General features: G+C 60.3%; 14 protein-coding genes. 4 read left to right on the top strand and 10 right to left on the bottom strand.

The annotated features are described in order from the left end of the window. Positions 1–8 precede the first annotated feature (8 nt). Genes HMPREF3145_RS05545 through gdhA form a run of 8 tightly spaced genes read right to left on the bottom strand, consistent with a single transcriptional unit; the run spans position 9 to position 6,619 of the window. Positions 9–293 carry an acylphosphatase gene (locus tag HMPREF3145_RS05545; RefSeq protein WP_070422246.1) on the bottom strand — a complete coding sequence of 95 codons (285 nt, stop codon included), beginning with the start codon at positions 291–293 and terminating at the stop codon, positions 9–11. 18 nt (positions 294–311) lie between these two features. Beyond that, positions 312–1,793 carry an alanine/glycine:cation symporter family protein gene (locus HMPREF3145_RS05540; RefSeq protein ID WP_070422245.1) on the bottom strand — a complete coding sequence of 494 codons (1,482 nt, stop codon included), beginning with the start codon at positions 1,791–1,793 and terminating at the stop codon, positions 312–314. Between the two features lie 52 nt (positions 1,794–1,845). Beyond that, a complete protein-coding gene (locus HMPREF3145_RS05535; RefSeq protein WP_070422244.1) occupies positions 1,846–2,352 on the bottom strand; it encodes a flavin reductase family protein in 507 nt (168 codons plus the stop codon). Between the two features lie 10 nt (positions 2,353–2,362). Beyond that, positions 2,363–3,184: a bifunctional DNA-formamidopyrimidine glycosylase/DNA-(apurinic or apyrimidinic site) lyase gene (gene mutM / locus HMPREF3145_RS05530; protein ID WP_070422243.1), complete on the bottom strand. Its 822-nt coding sequence runs from the start codon at positions 3,182–3,184 to the stop codon at positions 2,363–2,365. Further along, on the bottom strand, positions 3,177–3,944 hold the full coding sequence (rnc, locus tag HMPREF3145_RS05525) for a ribonuclease III (RefSeq protein ID WP_070422242.1): 768 nt from the start codon (positions 3,942–3,944) through the stop codon (positions 3,177–3,179). The genes mutM and rnc overlap by 8 nt, the downstream gene beginning before the upstream one ends. Continuing rightward, positions 3,941–4,477, bottom strand: a complete 537-nt coding sequence (locus tag HMPREF3145_RS05520; RefSeq protein WP_070422241.1) for a YceD family protein — start codon at positions 4,475–4,477, stop codon at positions 3,941–3,943. The genes rnc and HMPREF3145_RS05520 overlap by 4 nt, the downstream gene beginning before the upstream one ends. A gap of 34 nt (positions 4,478–4,511) precedes the next feature. Beyond that, positions 4,512–5,246 carry a DivIVA domain-containing protein gene (locus HMPREF3145_RS05515; protein ID WP_070422240.1) on the bottom strand — a complete coding sequence of 245 codons (735 nt, stop codon included), beginning with the start codon at positions 5,244–5,246 and terminating at the stop codon, positions 4,512–4,514. Between the two features lie 26 nt (positions 5,247–5,272). Then, positions 5,273–6,619, bottom strand: a complete 1,347-nt coding sequence (gene gdhA / locus HMPREF3145_RS05510; protein ID WP_070422239.1) for an NADP-specific glutamate dehydrogenase — start codon at positions 6,617–6,619, stop codon at positions 5,273–5,275. Positions 6,620–6,730: 111 nt separating this feature from the next. Here gdhA and HMPREF3145_RS05505 point away from each other — a divergent pair, with 111 nt between their 5' ends. Then, positions 6,731–7,858, top strand: a complete 1,128-nt coding sequence (locus HMPREF3145_RS05505; protein ID WP_070422238.1) for a glycerate kinase — start codon at positions 6,731–6,733, stop codon at positions 7,856–7,858. Here HMPREF3145_RS05505 and HMPREF3145_RS05500 read toward each other — a convergent pair. Then, the gene (locus HMPREF3145_RS05500) at positions 7,828–8,217 is read right to left on the bottom strand and encodes a hypothetical protein (RefSeq protein ID WP_070422386.1); all 390 of its coding nucleotides are present in this window, start codon (positions 8,215–8,217) and stop codon (positions 7,828–7,830) included. The two genes, HMPREF3145_RS05505 and HMPREF3145_RS05500, sit on opposite strands and share 31 nt — an antisense overlap. A gap of 40 nt (positions 8,218–8,257) precedes the next feature. Here HMPREF3145_RS05500 and HMPREF3145_RS05495 point away from each other — a divergent pair, with 40 nt between their 5' ends. Genes HMPREF3145_RS05495 through HMPREF3145_RS05485 form a run of 3 tightly spaced genes read left to right on the top strand, consistent with a single transcriptional unit; the run spans position 8,258 to position 13,283 of the window. Next, positions 8,258–9,610, top strand: a complete 1,353-nt coding sequence (locus HMPREF3145_RS05495) for a DUF4921 family protein (protein ID WP_246817515.1) — start codon at positions 8,258–8,260, stop codon at positions 9,608–9,610. A 7-nt stretch (positions 9,611–9,617) separates the two neighbouring features. Beyond that, positions 9,618–10,871 carry an amidohydrolase gene (locus tag HMPREF3145_RS05490; RefSeq protein ID WP_070422237.1) on the top strand — a complete coding sequence of 418 codons (1,254 nt, stop codon included), beginning with the start codon at positions 9,618–9,620 and terminating at the stop codon, positions 10,869–10,871. A gap of 21 nt (positions 10,872–10,892) precedes the next feature. Next, positions 10,893–13,283: a glycogen/starch/alpha-glucan phosphorylase gene (locus tag HMPREF3145_RS05485; protein WP_070422236.1), complete on the top strand. Its 2,391-nt coding sequence runs from the start codon at positions 10,893–10,895 to the stop codon at positions 13,281–13,283. Here the strand turns inward: HMPREF3145_RS05485 and HMPREF3145_RS05480 are convergent. Continuing rightward, entirely contained in the window at positions 13,280–13,738 is a 459-nt protein-coding gene (locus HMPREF3145_RS05480; protein WP_092100238.1) for a GNAT family N-acetyltransferase, read from the bottom strand. The two genes, HMPREF3145_RS05485 and HMPREF3145_RS05480, sit on opposite strands and share 4 nt — an antisense overlap. Positions 13,739–13,748 lie beyond the last annotated feature (10 nt).

Raw genomic sequence — 13,748 nt, 5'->3', positions numbered from 1 at the left:
CGCGGCTTTTAGCGTTCGTCGAACCCTACCGCACCCTTCGGTGCGCTGTACTGGGCTTGCACATGGTTCACGCGCCCAGGGCGCCCCGAACCAGAGGGTGTTTCCCGCAAGAGCTTTTCAAGCTTTTCGACGCCACCCTGCTCCCCCTCCGCAACCACTTCAACGCGGCCATCTGCAAGGTTCTTGGCGTATCCCGCAAGCCCAAGTTCGAGGGCGCGGGAGCGTGTCCACCAGCGAAACCCAACCCCCTGGACTTCGCCGTGGACGTGGGCGGTCATGCGTTTCTCAGCCATACCGCCCGAGAATACAACTTAGATGCGGTCGTCTGCGCTGCGTCGGGTGACGGGGTCGGAGCCGTCCCAGAACTCAACGTTCTTGACTTCCGGCAGCATGTCGCGGTGGAAGACAGGGTCTTCTCCTCGGCGACGCTGTTCGTTGTAGTTCTTCAGCAGCTTCAGCGCTACCCCGCCGAGCGGAACGATTGCGATGATGTTGAAAAGCGCCAGAAGACCGGCCATCGTGTCGCCGAGGGCCCAAACGAGCGGCACAGATCCGAACGCACCGAAGATGACGAAGCCGAGAACAACAATGCGGAACGTGGTCAACGCGGACTTGGAGTCGGTGAGGTACTGCAAATTAGCTTGCGCCAAGTAGTAGTTACCGATCACGGAAGAAAACGCCAGGAAGAACAGGATGCATGTGATGGCGTGTGCGCCCCAGGCGCCGACAGAATCGGCGAGTGCAGACTGCGTCAGCGAGGCACCCTGGATGTCATCGCGGCCATAGGTGATTGCGGGGCCGAGCAGTACAACAAACGCGGTGATGGAGCACACGAGCAGGGTGTCAAAGTACACGCCGAGGGCCTGCACAAGACCCTGCTTAACGGGGTGAGACACGGTCGCAGTCGCGGCAGCATTTGGTGCCGAACCCATGCCTGCCTCGTTGGAGAACAAACCACGACGCATACCGTGTGCGAAGGCTGCGCCAACGGTCGCGCCCGCAACCTGCTTGAGGCCGAGAGCGTGGCCAACGATGAGTTCGAACATGCCTGGGATCTCGCGCCAATTGATCACCAGCACTGCGAGGCCAATCAAGATGTAGGCACCGGCCATGAACGGAACGATCACCTGGGTCCAAGATGCAATGCGGGTAACGCCACCGAAGATGATGAGCGCGGTGAGTGCGGCGACGACACCAGCCACGATGGTTTTCACAGCGACAGAGTCGTTGCCCAACGAGCCGGAAACCGCTTCAGCGATGGAGTTGGTTTGGATGGCGTTGTACACAAAGCCGTAAGTGATGGCGAGGAAGGCAGAGAACAGCACCGCGAGTGGCTTCCATCCAAGGCCGCGGGTCATGTAGTAGGCCGGACCGCCGTGGTAGTTGCCGTCGCTGTCCTTGGTTTTCCACAGCTGGGCCAGCGTGGATTCGACGAATGCGGTCGCACCACCGAGCAAGGCGAGCATCCACATCCAGAACACCGCACCCGGGCCACCGATGGAGATTGCCAGTGCGACACCGGCGATGTTGCCGGTGCCGACACGAGAGGCGGCAGAGATGGTGAAAGCCTTGAAGGCCGACAAGCCACCGTACTCTTCATCGAGGTCGCGGCCCTCGCGGTCTTTGCCCTTCGGGGTTTCTGCAACGGCTTTGAGCATGTCCGGGAACATGCGGATTTGAACGAATAATGTGCGCAAGCCGAAGTAGATGCCGGCAGCAACGAGGAACCACGGTACGAGGCTCCAAATCACGCCATTGAGCGATCCCTCGACAAATGAGGTAGCTGAATCCATGGCGGGCAGCTTATCCCTGGGTTGTCTCAATTACCCAACGTGATCGAGCGCACTACCCCTCTATGGATTTGGTCTGTACCTCTCCGGGTTGGATTGGCCCGTGGGTGCCAAACTCGCGTTGCCAGTACAGCAGCGGGCAGTTTGCGGTAACTTCGGTGGCAGTGACGTCAACCAAGACGAGGAAGTGGTCCCCTGCTTCGATGATGCGGCTAACGTTGCCGGCGATCCAGGTGTGGTCGCCGGCAAGTTTCGGTGCGCCGTCGGCAATGCGCCAATCCACCCCCGCGAAACGATCCTCGAGCTTGTCAGCGAACCTGCGCGCCAACTCGTTCTGTTCGGTGGACAGCACGTTGATACCGATCGGTGAGCCGATCTCCAACCTCGCGAGCAGCGATGACTTCTGGTCTAGCGAGACCAGCACCATCGGTGGTTCGAGAGAAAGTGACATGAATGCGCTGACCGTTGTGCCGTGTGCCGATGCTTGCGTCCCTGTCGTCACAATGGCAACTGCAGCGGCAACCTGGGACATCGCGACTTTGAACGTCTGCTGATCAACCATGTCTTCTAACCTAGAGCACTTGGCAAACCGGGCAGTAATAACTGGAACGGCCGTTGATCACGGTGCGGGCGATCTCCGTTCCGCATCGCGCACAGGGTTTTCCGGCTTGACCGTATGCATTGAGAGAGCGTGCGAAGTATCCGGAGGCTCCGTTGACGTTGACATAGAGGGCATCGAAGCTCGTTCCGCCTTGCTCGAGCGCCCGGGCCATTACGTCACGCGATGCCTCAAGCACTGCTTCGGCGTCGCGTTGTCGCATGGTGCGCGCTTTACGCCAGGGTTTGAGGTTTGCAGACCACATTGCTTCATCGGCGTAGATCGAGCCGATTCCACTGACAATTTCTTGGTTGAGCAGCACCGTTTTCAGAGCCGAATTCTTCCGGCGCATCGCGCGCGCTGTCTCTCGCACATCAAATGCATCCTCGAAAGGGTCCGGCGCAATATGGCCCGCAGGACGAGGCACCCCGTCGACGAGGTCGGTGTATTGCCAGAATCCGAACGTGCGCTGGTCGACGAAACACAGCTCACATGTGCCCATGTCTGCGCGAATTCGCAAATGCGGCGATGTCACTTCGCCATGCTTTGCGACGAGCATCTGCCCACTCATCCTCAAATGCACCAGCACCGCTGCCCCATTGTCCAGCAGTAGCCACAAGTACTTGCCCCGTCGGCCCGTATCCACGACGGTACGTCCCGGCAGCACTCGCTCAAGATCAACTTCGTTGCCACGTGCCGCACGTGGGTGAAGCACTTCGACGCGGCCAAAGGTAAGGCCGACAATGTGCTGTTCAAGCCCCCGGCGGACCACCTCAACTTCTGGCAGTTCAGGCATGTCCTAGGGTCGCCTCGGCAGCGTGGTCGCGCAGGTATACCAGTGCCTGTTGCGCTGCTTCCTGTTCCGCGAGTTTCTTGTTCGGCCCTACGCCCTTACCTCGCACGACGCCGTTGATCAGTGCTTCGGCGTGGAAGGTCTGCTCATGGTCTGGACCAGTGGCTTCAGAGCGATACTCTGCAACAGGGAGCTTCAGTTCTGCCACACGAACTTGCAGTGCGGTCTTCCAGTCCTTGTTCTTCTTGCTTACCGTGGCGTGACGCAGTTTCTCGTCGAAAAGCCGCAGGATCACGTCGCGGGCAGTCGCGAATCCATGCTCGAGGTATATCGCGCCGAGCACAGCTTCTGTTGTGTCGGCAAGAATCGACTCTTTATCGCGCCCACCAGTCAGTTCTTCACCTTTGCCGATGAGAACGTGCTGGCCGAGGTTGATCTCACGGGCGATGTCGGACAAGCCGTAACGCGACACAATCGCTGCGCGCATTGGAGAAAGATCGGACTCGGGACGCGACGGGTAAAGCTCAAAGAGCTTAGTTGCCACGGTCAGACCTAAGATGGCGTCGCCGACGAACTCGAGTCGCTCGTTGTTGGGCAGTTGGTTGTGTTCGTTGGCGAACGAGCGGTGAGTCAGCGCAAGTTTGAGATTGTCGCGCTCGATGTTGACGCCCAGTTTTTCCAGCAGTGGCGCATGGTCTACTGCCCCATAGGCGTCTTCCCATGCCTGTTCGGCGTTGGCGGGTTTCCTGCGTGAACGGCTCACAGGAACTTCTCCAGATCTGCCCAACGCGGGTCGACGAGGTTGTTTTCTTCACCCGATACACCGTCCGGCACGGGAACGTCGGTATCGCCGGCGCATTCTGGCTGGCAGGTCGGGTTGAACGGCAGGTTAAGCCCAGCTTCGTTCACAAACGCTTGCTCTAGGTCGACAGTATCGCCTTCGACACGGGCAATTTCGTCCCCCGAGCCACGGTCTTCTTCTTCCTCTGCGTCTCCGGTGATGAAATCATCTGAAGTGGAAAACACTTCGGAGATCTGGAGCGTTTCGGTGGGGGTCAGATCTTTAAGGCAGCGCACACACTGGCCTACAAATTCGGCAGTCAGGGTCGCATCGACCATGATGCCGGAGCCAAGTGGGGTCAGGGTGGCTTCTACCTTGACCTCTCGGCCTTCAGGAATAGCGATCATTTCCGGGCCGATACGCGACGGGGATGGCCCCGTCTGCGTCAGGGTTTCCGGCAGTCCGTCGCCTTTGAGGACGCCGGAAACATCAAATACGAAAGGATTGTTAGCCATAGCCCTTTCAGACTACAACGAATCGCTTCCCTTGCTAGTACTCGTCGGCTTCACCCTGGCCACGGCGAGCGCGGTCTGCACCGGAGACGCCCGCCCCACGACGCAGCGCGGAGCGGTCGGTGGAGACAGTGCGCAGCACGGTGTTGAGGGTCTCCTCGAACTCTGCGAGCTTGGAGTCGACATAGTCGTCGCACTCTGCGCGCAGGCGGGAGGATTCAGCGTGTGCGTCTTCGACGAGGCGATGTGCCTCTTCGTCTGCGCGACGCATGACCTCAGACTCGGAGATCAAGCGCTTCTGCTCCTTCAGGCCCTGGTCGACGGAGCGCTGGTATTCCTCGTTGCCGGTTTCCACAAGGTGATCGGCTTCGCGCTGAGCACTGTTGATGGTGGTTTCTGCAATGTCGCGAGCGCGGGTGATCATCATGTTCGACTCTTCCTCGGCGCCCGAGACGAGTCGAGTTGCGTGGTCCTGGGCGTCCGACAGCACCGTCTCCGATTCGGCTTGGGCGTCGGAAACGATGCGACGGGCGTCCTCTTCGGCGTCGCCAACGAGAACGTCGGCGCGTTCCTGGGCCCCGCGCAGGATTTCGTCCTGCTTGTCCAGAACGTCCTGGGCATCGTCTAGATCGCCGGGCAGGGCGTTGCGGAGGTCGTCGAGAAGAGCGAGCATCTCATTGCGGGGCACCATGCAGTTGGAGGTCATCGGCACGCCGTAGGCCTGCTCCATCGTCTGCACTAACTCATCGAGGGCTTCAAAAACGCGGTACATAGTTGCACAGCGTACTGGATGAAGCTCTAAATCACGCCTTGCGCCAGCATCGCGTCGGCAACCTTTTTAAACCCAGCGATATTTGCGCCCACAACATAGTCGCCCGCGCGGTCATATTCTTCCGCGGTTCGTGCAGCGGTCTTGAAAATGTTGGACATGATGCGCTGCAGACGGTCGTCGGTGTATTCGAAGGACCAGGAGTCACGGGAAGCGTTTTGCTGCATCTCCAGCGCAGAGGTAGCAACACCACCGGCGTTAGCCGCTTTACCTGGGCCGAAAGAGACCTTATTAGCCCGGAAGACCTCGGTCGCTTCGTGCGTGGACGGCATATTGGCGCCCTCCGCGACGTACTTCACACCGTTGTCGACGAGGCGTTGGGCATGCTCGCCGTTGAGCTCATTTTGGGTTGCGCACGGCAACGCCACGTCAGCTTCGAGGTCCCAAATGGAGCCGTCGGTGTGGTAGGTCGCCCCGGTGGCTTCTGCGACATAGTCGGAAACGCGTCCGCGACGGTTTTCCTTGATGTCGATCAGGAGCTCAGTATCAACCCCATTCGGGGTCTCCACCCAACCGGAGGAGTCGGAGAAGCCAACGACAGTTGCACCAAGCGCCTGCGCCTTCTTGATCGCATAGGTGGCAACGTTGCCGGAGCCAGAGACAATCACGCGTGCACCGTCAATGGATTCGCCGTTGGTACGCATCATTTCGTCGGTGAAGTACACAGCGCCGTAGCCCGTGGCTTCCTTGCGCACGAGGGAGCCACCCCATGTCAGCCCCTTACCGGTGAGCACGCCCGACTCGTGCTGGTCCACCAGGCGGCGGTACTGGCCAAACAGGAAGCCGATTTCGCGCCCACCCACGCCGATGTCACCCGCGGGGACGTCGCGGTATTCGCCGATGTGGCGCCACAGTTCAGTCATGAAGGATTGGCAGAAGCGCATGATCTCAGCGTCGGACTTGCCCTTCGGGTCGAAGTCGGACCCGCCTTTGCCGCCGCCGATGGGCAGACCGGTGAGCGAGTTTTTGAAGATCTGTTCAAAGCCAAGGAATTTGATGATGCCCAGGTTCACGCTCGGGTGGAATCGCAGACCGCCCTTATAGGGGCCGAGCGCGGAGTTGAACTGGACACGGAAGCCGCGGTTGACGCGCACGTTGTTGTCATCGTCGATCCACGGGACGCGGAAGATGATCTGACGCTCCGGCTCGCAGAGGCGCTCGATGAGGCCGTAGTCGGCGTAGTGCGGGTCTTTTTCCAGGACGATCTTCAGAGAGTCGAGCACCTCGGCAACTGCTTGGTGGAACTCGGGTTCTCCCGCGTTTCGCTCGAGCACCCTGTCGTAAAAACTCGCAACTTCCTGGTCGATTGCACTCATGTGACCCCGCCTCCAATTTCTATAGGCTTGCAGAATTGTTTACCGGAAAGATGCTACAACACATCTCGCCCGCCCGCGGAATTTTGCGGTCTTCCGGTTAAACTTGCCCGCATGTCTTCCTCTTTCGACCCGGCTCCGTCGCCGAAAATCGTCATCGCCCCGGATTCGTTTAAGTCCACTGCTACTGCGCAGGAGGCTGCTGAATGGCTGGCAGAGGGTGTGACAAGCGTGATCCGCGATGCCCAAATCATCCTTGCCCCGATGGCCGACGGTGGCGAGGGCACGTCCGCGTTGTTTGAGGGGGAACGCATTTGCTTACCGACGACCACAGCAGACGGTCGCCTTACCGAAGCCGAATACACATTCCACGCCCCCTCCTCCACCGCCTATATCGATGTGTCTGCTGCTTCTGGGTTGCCCGCTGTGGAAAAGCCGGTCCCGCTGACCGGCGACACTTACGGCACCGGTGTGCTCATCGCTGATGCGGAGACCCGCGGCGCGAAACGTATCGTGCTTGGTCTCGGTGGCACCGCAACGGTCGATGGCGGTACCGGCATTCTGGTGGCGCTCGGTGTCAACCCCCTCGACGCTGCTGGCTATCAGCTAAAACCTGGCGGTGGCGCTTTGGAAAACCTTGCGGATTTCGACACTGCCAAAGTCAATGTCCCTGCTGGCGCTATGGAGTGGGTGCTGCTCACTGACACGTCTGCACCAGCAACAGGCCCGAACGGTGCAGCTCACGTGTTCGGCCCACAAAAGGGCGCTACCACCGACGATGTTGAACTCTTGGATCGTGGCCTTGCTCGACTGTGCGAGGTCGCAGAGATCGACCCCACAACCCCGGGGCTTGGTGCGGCGGGCGGCGTGGGCATCGGCCTGACATGGCTTTCCACCATGCTGCACGGGACCGATTCCCACGTGCATATCGTGCCCGGCGCGCGCGTTGTCGCAGATTCCAACGGGCTGACTGAGCAGATCGATGGCGCTGCGTTGGTGATCACCGGCGAAGGTCGCTTCGATGGACAGACAGGCACCGGCAAGGTGGCGTCTGTGGTCGGCGAGCTTGCTGCGGAAGCAGGTGCGGTATTCGCGATTGCTGCAGGGCGTTTCGACGAGCAGCCCGCCGACGGAACTCTCGCAGTGACGCTGCCCGAGATTGACGACGTCCGCGAGCAGCTCGTTCGCGCCGGTGCGGAGATTGCGGTCGCTTACCTCAACACTTCAACTGTCCAGGGATAAATCGACGGGGCCTCGAACTTGTCCTGGTCCTCGAGCGCCACGGGGTCGCGTGGCAGGTCGCGCTTGGGGGTCAGGATGCGTGAGAGCCCCATAGCGAGGCGGTTAATACTGTCCGCGCCTTCGGACTCGATGCGGTAGCGGTGGATTTCAGCGTCGTCGGCTGGCTCGCCGCGGTCGTGTTCATAGGTTTCGGCGAGCTGGGCGTGCACGGTGTCGTCGATACGCACTTGCTCCATTGTCACGCTGCCGGAGGTGAGCATCTCGCGGCGCACCAGGATGTCGAGGGCGCGCTGGAATGCGTCGCGTACCTCTGGAGCTGCTGCGGGTGGGACGAGGACGTCGAATTGAATGACAGACATGGGCATAAGGCTAGACGCTCGGGGCGGTAGGGTGTCGTTCATGTCTCACGCTGCTGTCAACCCGACGCCCGCGCAGCACACAGCGCTGCAACGCATGAAGGACGGCACGTTAAAGCAGGTCAATCCGTTCACCGGAACCCATGTGTGGACGGTGCCTGGCCGTGGCAACCGTCCGCTTCACACCCAGCCGAACGAACCTTCAGCGCTTGGCCCCGGCGCGCACACCGATACGTGTAATTTCTGCGCGGACCGCATGCTGCATACTCCCCCGGAGCGTTCGCGACTGGTGACTACCAGCACGGGTTTCGACATTCTGCGCAATGTCATGCCGGATGAACTCGATGCGACACAGGCCGACTTTCGGCGCGTGCCCAACCTGTTCGAGATCGTTTCTTACGACTACTGGCGCGAAAACTATGGTGCGGAAATGTCAAAAGATTGGCAGGAGCACATGGAGCGCTACCTGTCGGACCCGTCTGGCCGACACCACGTGTTGGATATTGTGCGCACGCGCTTGTCTGCGTCGGGTCAGGATCCGGATCTGCCGGACGAGCAACTGCTCAGCATCGCGCCTGCTTATTTTGGTGGTGGGCACGACGTCATCATTGCAAGGCGGCACTTTATCGACGACGCCCGCGACACCTCCGACCTCGCAGGCTCAGGCTCGCTCACTGCGGATGAGCATTACCAGTTCATCGCCTTCACCGTCGATTCGTTGCACGACCTCATCACTCACCACCGTCACGCCCGCTATGTTGTGGTGTTTCAAAACTGGCTCGCCGCAGCCGGCGCGTCGTTTGAGCACCTGCATAAGCAGTTGGTTGCTATCGACGAGCATGGCGTCAACGCTGAGTCCGAAATCGCCAAGTTGCAGCAGCACCCGAACATGTACAACGACTGGGGTGTGAACCCCGCTTTCGACAACAACCTGGTCATCGCAGAGAACGACCACGCCGTCCTAGTTGCCGGTGTGGGGCACCGCTACCCCACGATGACGGTGTATTCGAAGTCGGAAGCATGCGAGCCATGGCTGCACACTGACGACGAGGTCCGTGCCATGTCGGACCTGCTCCACGCCGCACACGCCGCGACCGGTACCCGTGTGGCCACGAACGAAGAGTGGCACTACAAACCACACGATGTCGAGGTGCCAATGCCGTGGCGTATCAATGTGAAGTGGCGCATCTCTACTGTTGCGGGTTTTGAGGGCGGCACGCAGATCTTCGTCAATACGCTTTCGCCCTTTGATGTCCACGACCGCGTCACCACGGAACTGGAGCGCTTGCGTGCCGTGGGAACGGTCGCGCCTAGTATCCGTATAGGCCAAGAATGCACGCCTAGGCCGAACGTGCTGCGCTATACCCAAGGTTTGGCCCCGAACGTAGAGAGGTAACGAGACTATGAGCAACATCGCCGACATCTTGGATACGTACCAGGTTGATGCAGCCTGGCAGCGCCGACTCTACGAGGAACTGCACGCTAACCCGGAGCTCTCCATGCACGAGGAGGAGACCTACCAGCGAATCCTGCATGAGTTGAAGCCGCTTGATTGCGAGGTTGTTGCCCCGATTGGCAAGTACGGCATCTGCGCAGTCTTTCGCAACGGCGAAGGCCCGACAGCGCTCTACCGAGCCGACTTTGATGGCCTTCCGGTCACGGAGCGCACCGGCGTACCGTTTGCTTCCCGCAAGGTGGTCACCACTGCGGATGGGCACACGACCGGCACGATGCACGCTTGCGGCCACGACATCCACACCACGGCTCTGCTGAGCTTGTGCCACGTCATGGACAACACGCGCGACCACTGGTCGGGCACGTTTATCGCATTGTTCCAGCCTGGCGAGGAGCTGGCTGCGGGCGCCCAAGACATGGCCGATGGCGGCCTGGCTGAGAAGGTGCCCACCCCGGACGTGGTGTTGGGCCTGCACGTGATGCCTGGTCGCGCTGGCGAGGTCATGTCCAAGCCCGGCCCGCAGTTCGCTGCTTGTGATTCGATCAGGGTGCACATTCCCGGCCGTTCGGCCCACGGTTCGATGCCGCACAACTCGGTGGATCCCACGTTTACTGCCGCGATGATTATCGCTCGTCTGCAGGCGATTGTGGGGCGTGAGGTCAATCCGGCGGATTTCGCGGTGGTCACCGTCGGCAGCATGAGTGCTGGGCGCGCGATCAATATCATTCCAGGGTCGGCGGAGTTGGTGCTCAACTGCCGTTTCTACGACGACAAGGTCAAGGCACGCGTGTATGCCGCCATCGAGCGTGTTGTCCATGCCGAGGTAGCTGCCTCGGGCGCGGAGGGCACGGCTGGCATCGAGTACTTTGCTCACGGCGAACTGTTGGACAACGACGAGGCGGTCTTTTCCGCAGTGCGCGCGAACTTCGATGCGGTGTTCGGTGAGGACTCGGTCACGTCGGATCCGAAGACGGTTTCCGAGGACTTCCCGATCATCGGTCAAACGTTTGGGGCGCCGTACCTCTTCTGGCTCATCGGATGCACCCCGCGCGACGTGTGGGATCGTGCTGTCGCGGAGGATAGGGTTGCCGAGGATGTTCCGGTCAACCATATGCCGAACTTCCTGCCGGATTATGAGCCCACGATTTCTGCTGCCACACGCTCGGCCGCAGTTGCTGTCTTGACCTACCTAGCTGGCTAACTGGCGGTACGCTTGGGCGCCATGACGTTCTCCAAGCAGTCACCCGCATTTGAGCAGACGATCGCAGGCCATGTCCGTGGCTTTGCCGGCAAGTCGCCGCAAGCCGCAACCGTAAAGAAGTTTTGGACCGGCTTGTCGGCCGCTGTCGTTGAGCAGATCGCCGACGATTGGGATGAAACTCGCAACACCTACCGCAAGACTCGTCGCGCTGCGTATTTCTCGGCGGAGTTTTTGCAGGGCCGTGCGCTGCTGAACAATCTGACGAACCTTGGGCTCGTCGATAAGGCTGAGGCTGTGGCCCGCGAGTTGGGCCACGAGCTCTCCGACGTGTTGGAGGCAGAACACGACGCGGCACTGGGCAATGGCGGGCTCGGCCGCCTCGCCGCCTGCTTCTTGGATTCGGCAGCGACGCAGGACTATCCGCTGACCGGCTATGGCCTGCTGTACCGCTACGGGTTGTTCCGCCAGGAGTTCGAGGACGGCTTCCAGCGCGAGCACCCGGACCGTTGGAAGGAATCGTTCTACCCGTTTATCGTGCGTCGTGGCTCTGAGCAGCGCATTGTTCATTTCGACGACATGGATGTGCGCGCAATTCCGTACGACATGCCGATCACGGGTTACGGCACGAACAATGTGGGCACACTGCGTCTGTGGGACGCTTCCCCGATCGATGAGTTCGACTATGACGCGTTCAATTCTCAGCGCTTTGCCGACGCGATCCTTGAGCGCGAGGCTGTCCACGACATCACGCGTGTGCTCTACCCGAACGACACCACGTACGCCGGCAAGTTGCTGCGCGTGCGTCAGCAATACTTCTTCGTGTCTGCATCGTTGCAGGAACTTATCGACGACTACCGCGCCGCCCACGGCGACGACCTGCGCAACTTCCATAAGTACAACTCGATCCAGCTCAACGACACACACCCGGTGCTCGGCATTCCTGAGCTAATGCGTTTGCTTATGGACGAGCACGGACTCGGCTGGGACGACGCCTGGGAAGTCACCACCAACACGTTTGCCTACACCAACCACACGGTGCTGCAGGAGGCGCTGGAGACCTGGGAGGAGTCCATCTTCAAGCAGCTCTTCTGGCGCATCTGGGAGATTGTGGAAGAGATTGACCGCCGTTACCGCCTTGATATGGAGGCACGTGGGGTTGATCCAGAAACGGCGCACCACCACTCCCCGATCCACGACGGTCGCGTCCACATGGCATGGATCGCCTGCTACGCCTCCTATTCGGTCAATGGTGTGGCTGCGCTTCACACGGAGATCATCAAACGCGACACGCTCGGCTTCTGGCACGGGCTGTATCCGGAACGCTTTAACAACAAAACCAACGGTGTGACCCCTCGCCGTTGGCTGCGTATGTGCAACCCGCGATTGTCCGAGCTTTTGGACCGTCTCGCGGGATCGGATGAGTGGGTCACGGACCTGTCCAAGCTGCAGGAACTGCGCCGCTTCGCGGATGACCCGGATATCATGCGCGAGCTGCGCGAGATCAAGGCAGCGAACAAGCGAGACTTCGCCGGATGGATCAACGCCCGCCAGGGTGCGGTGATCGACCCAGACTCGATCTTTGACACCCAGATCAAGCGTCTGCATGAGTACAAGCGCCAGTTGATGAACGCCCTGTACATCTTGGATTTGTACTTCCGGATCACCAAGGATGGCGAGCACAACATCCCGAAGCGCACGTTCATCTTTGGTGCGAAGGCGGCCCCGGGCTATGTCACTGCCAAGGGCATCATCAAGCTCATCAACACCATCGCAAACCTGGTGAACAATGATCCGGTTGCTTCCCAGTTCATCCACGTGGTGTTCGTGGAGAACTACAACGTCTCCCCTGCCGAGCAGATCATCCCGGCAACGGATGTCTCTGAGCAGATTTCCACCGCTGGCAAAGAGGCCTCGGGCACATCGAACATGAAGTTCATGATGAATGGCGCGCTCACGCTGGGCACGATGGACGGGGCGAATGTGGAGATTGTCGATGCCGTCGGCGAGGACAATGCTTACATTTTCGGCGCCCGCGAGGAGGACCTTCCGGAATTGAAGGCGCACTACAACCCGCGTCAGATCGCCGAGCAGACCCCAGGGTTGATGCGCGCACTCGATGCGCTTGTCGACGGCACCTTGGATGACCGCGGCACCGGAGCCTTCCACGACATTCGCGCATCGCTTCTCGACGACAACGGCTACGGCGAGCGCGACGTCTTCTACGTCTTAGGCGACTTCGCTGATTTCCGTGCGACTCGCGATCGTATGGCCGCTGACTACTACGCCGACCAGGACGAGTGGGCGCGGAAGTGCTGGATCAACATTTGCGAGTCTGGCCGATTCTCCTCCGACCGCACCATCCGCGACTACGCCGACGAGGTCTGGAAGATCAGCCCGACCCCGATCGACTAGTGGCGCACCATGCGTTTGGTGGTGATCTTGTCCCGCTCATGGGTTTTCGACTCACCATCAAACGCAAAGCCTTGCTTGGTGTAGAAGGCCTGGGCGCGGTCGTTGAAGTCTGCCACCCAGAGGAATGCTGGTTCGCCGGGGTGGATGACGGCATCGAGAAGCTTCGGCGCCACTCCGGTCCCTGCTGCGTCCTCGAGCAGGTACAGGTTGCGAAGTTCGGTGCGCTCGCCTGGGATGCCGTACGCCAACCCGATGATCTTTCCGTCAAACTCCGCGATTGCGACGCGGCCGTTCGGGTTGCGGAAGTACTCGACCCACTGTTGTTCGAGTGCTGCGTGATCGTCGAGGACGTCGTCGTCAATATGCCCCCGGAATGCTTGGGCACGGGAGCGGTAGTGCATGTCGGCAATGGCGATGGCGTCTTGTGCGCTTGCTTGTCGGATGCTGGCGTCCATGCGCGTCAAC

Origin of the sequence: Corynebacterium sp. HMSC05C01 (assembly GCF_001807155.1) — a bacterium.
In the GTDB taxonomy this organism is placed as follows: Bacteria; Actinomycetota; Actinomycetes; order Mycobacteriales; family Mycobacteriaceae; genus Corynebacterium; species Corynebacterium coyleae.
The sequence above is the reverse complement of the archived record's forward strand: the minus strand, read 5'-3'. Positions and strand labels throughout refer to the sequence as shown.

What these genes read in the sequence shown, in the direction of transcription:
- HMPREF3145_RS05545 (WP_070422246.1), bottom strand. Translation starts at nt 293, where the DNA reads ATGGCTGAGAAACGCATGACCGCCCACGTCCACGGCGAAGTCCAGGGG.
- HMPREF3145_RS05540 (WP_070422245.1), bottom strand. Translation starts at nt 1,793, where the DNA reads ATGGATTCAGCTACCTCATTTGTCGAGGGATCGCTCAATGGCGTGATT.
- HMPREF3145_RS05535 (WP_070422244.1), bottom strand. Translation starts at nt 2,352, where the DNA reads ATGGTTGATCAGCAGACGTTCAAAGTCGCGATGTCCCAGGTTGCCGCT.
- mutM (WP_070422243.1), bottom strand. Translation starts at nt 3,184, where the DNA reads ATGCCTGAACTGCCAGAAGTTGAGGTGGTCCGCCGGGGGCTTGAACAG.
- HMPREF3145_RS05520 (WP_070422241.1), bottom strand. Translation starts at nt 4,477, where the DNA reads ATGGCTAACAATCCTTTCGTATTTGATGTTTCCGGCGTCCTCAAAGGC.
- HMPREF3145_RS05515 (WP_070422240.1), bottom strand. Translation starts at nt 5,246, where the DNA reads ATGTACCGCGTTTTTGAAGCCCTCGATGAGTTAGTGCAGACGATGGAG.
- gdhA (WP_070422239.1), bottom strand. Translation starts at nt 6,619, where the DNA reads ATGAGTGCAATCGACCAGGAAGTTGCGAGTTTTTACGACAGGGTGCTC.
- HMPREF3145_RS05505 (WP_070422238.1), top strand. Translation starts at nt 6,731, where the DNA reads ATGTCTTCCTCTTTCGACCCGGCTCCGTCGCCGAAAATCGTCATCGCC.
- HMPREF3145_RS05500 (WP_070422386.1), bottom strand. Translation starts at nt 8,217, where the DNA reads ATGTCTGTCATTCAATTCGACGTCCTCGTCCCACCCGCAGCAGCTCCA.
- HMPREF3145_RS05495 (WP_246817515.1), top strand. Translation starts at nt 8,258, where the DNA reads ATGTCTCACGCTGCTGTCAACCCGACGCCCGCGCAGCACACAGCGCTG.
- HMPREF3145_RS05490 (WP_070422237.1), top strand. Translation starts at nt 9,618, where the DNA reads ATGAGCAACATCGCCGACATCTTGGATACGTACCAGGTTGATGCAGCC.
- HMPREF3145_RS05485 (WP_070422236.1), top strand. Translation starts at nt 10,893, where the DNA reads ATGACGTTCTCCAAGCAGTCACCCGCATTTGAGCAGACGATCGCAGGC.
- HMPREF3145_RS05480 (WP_092100238.1), bottom strand. Translation starts at nt 13,738, where the DNA reads ATGGACGCCAGCATCCGACAAGCAAGCGCACAAGACGCCATCGCCATT.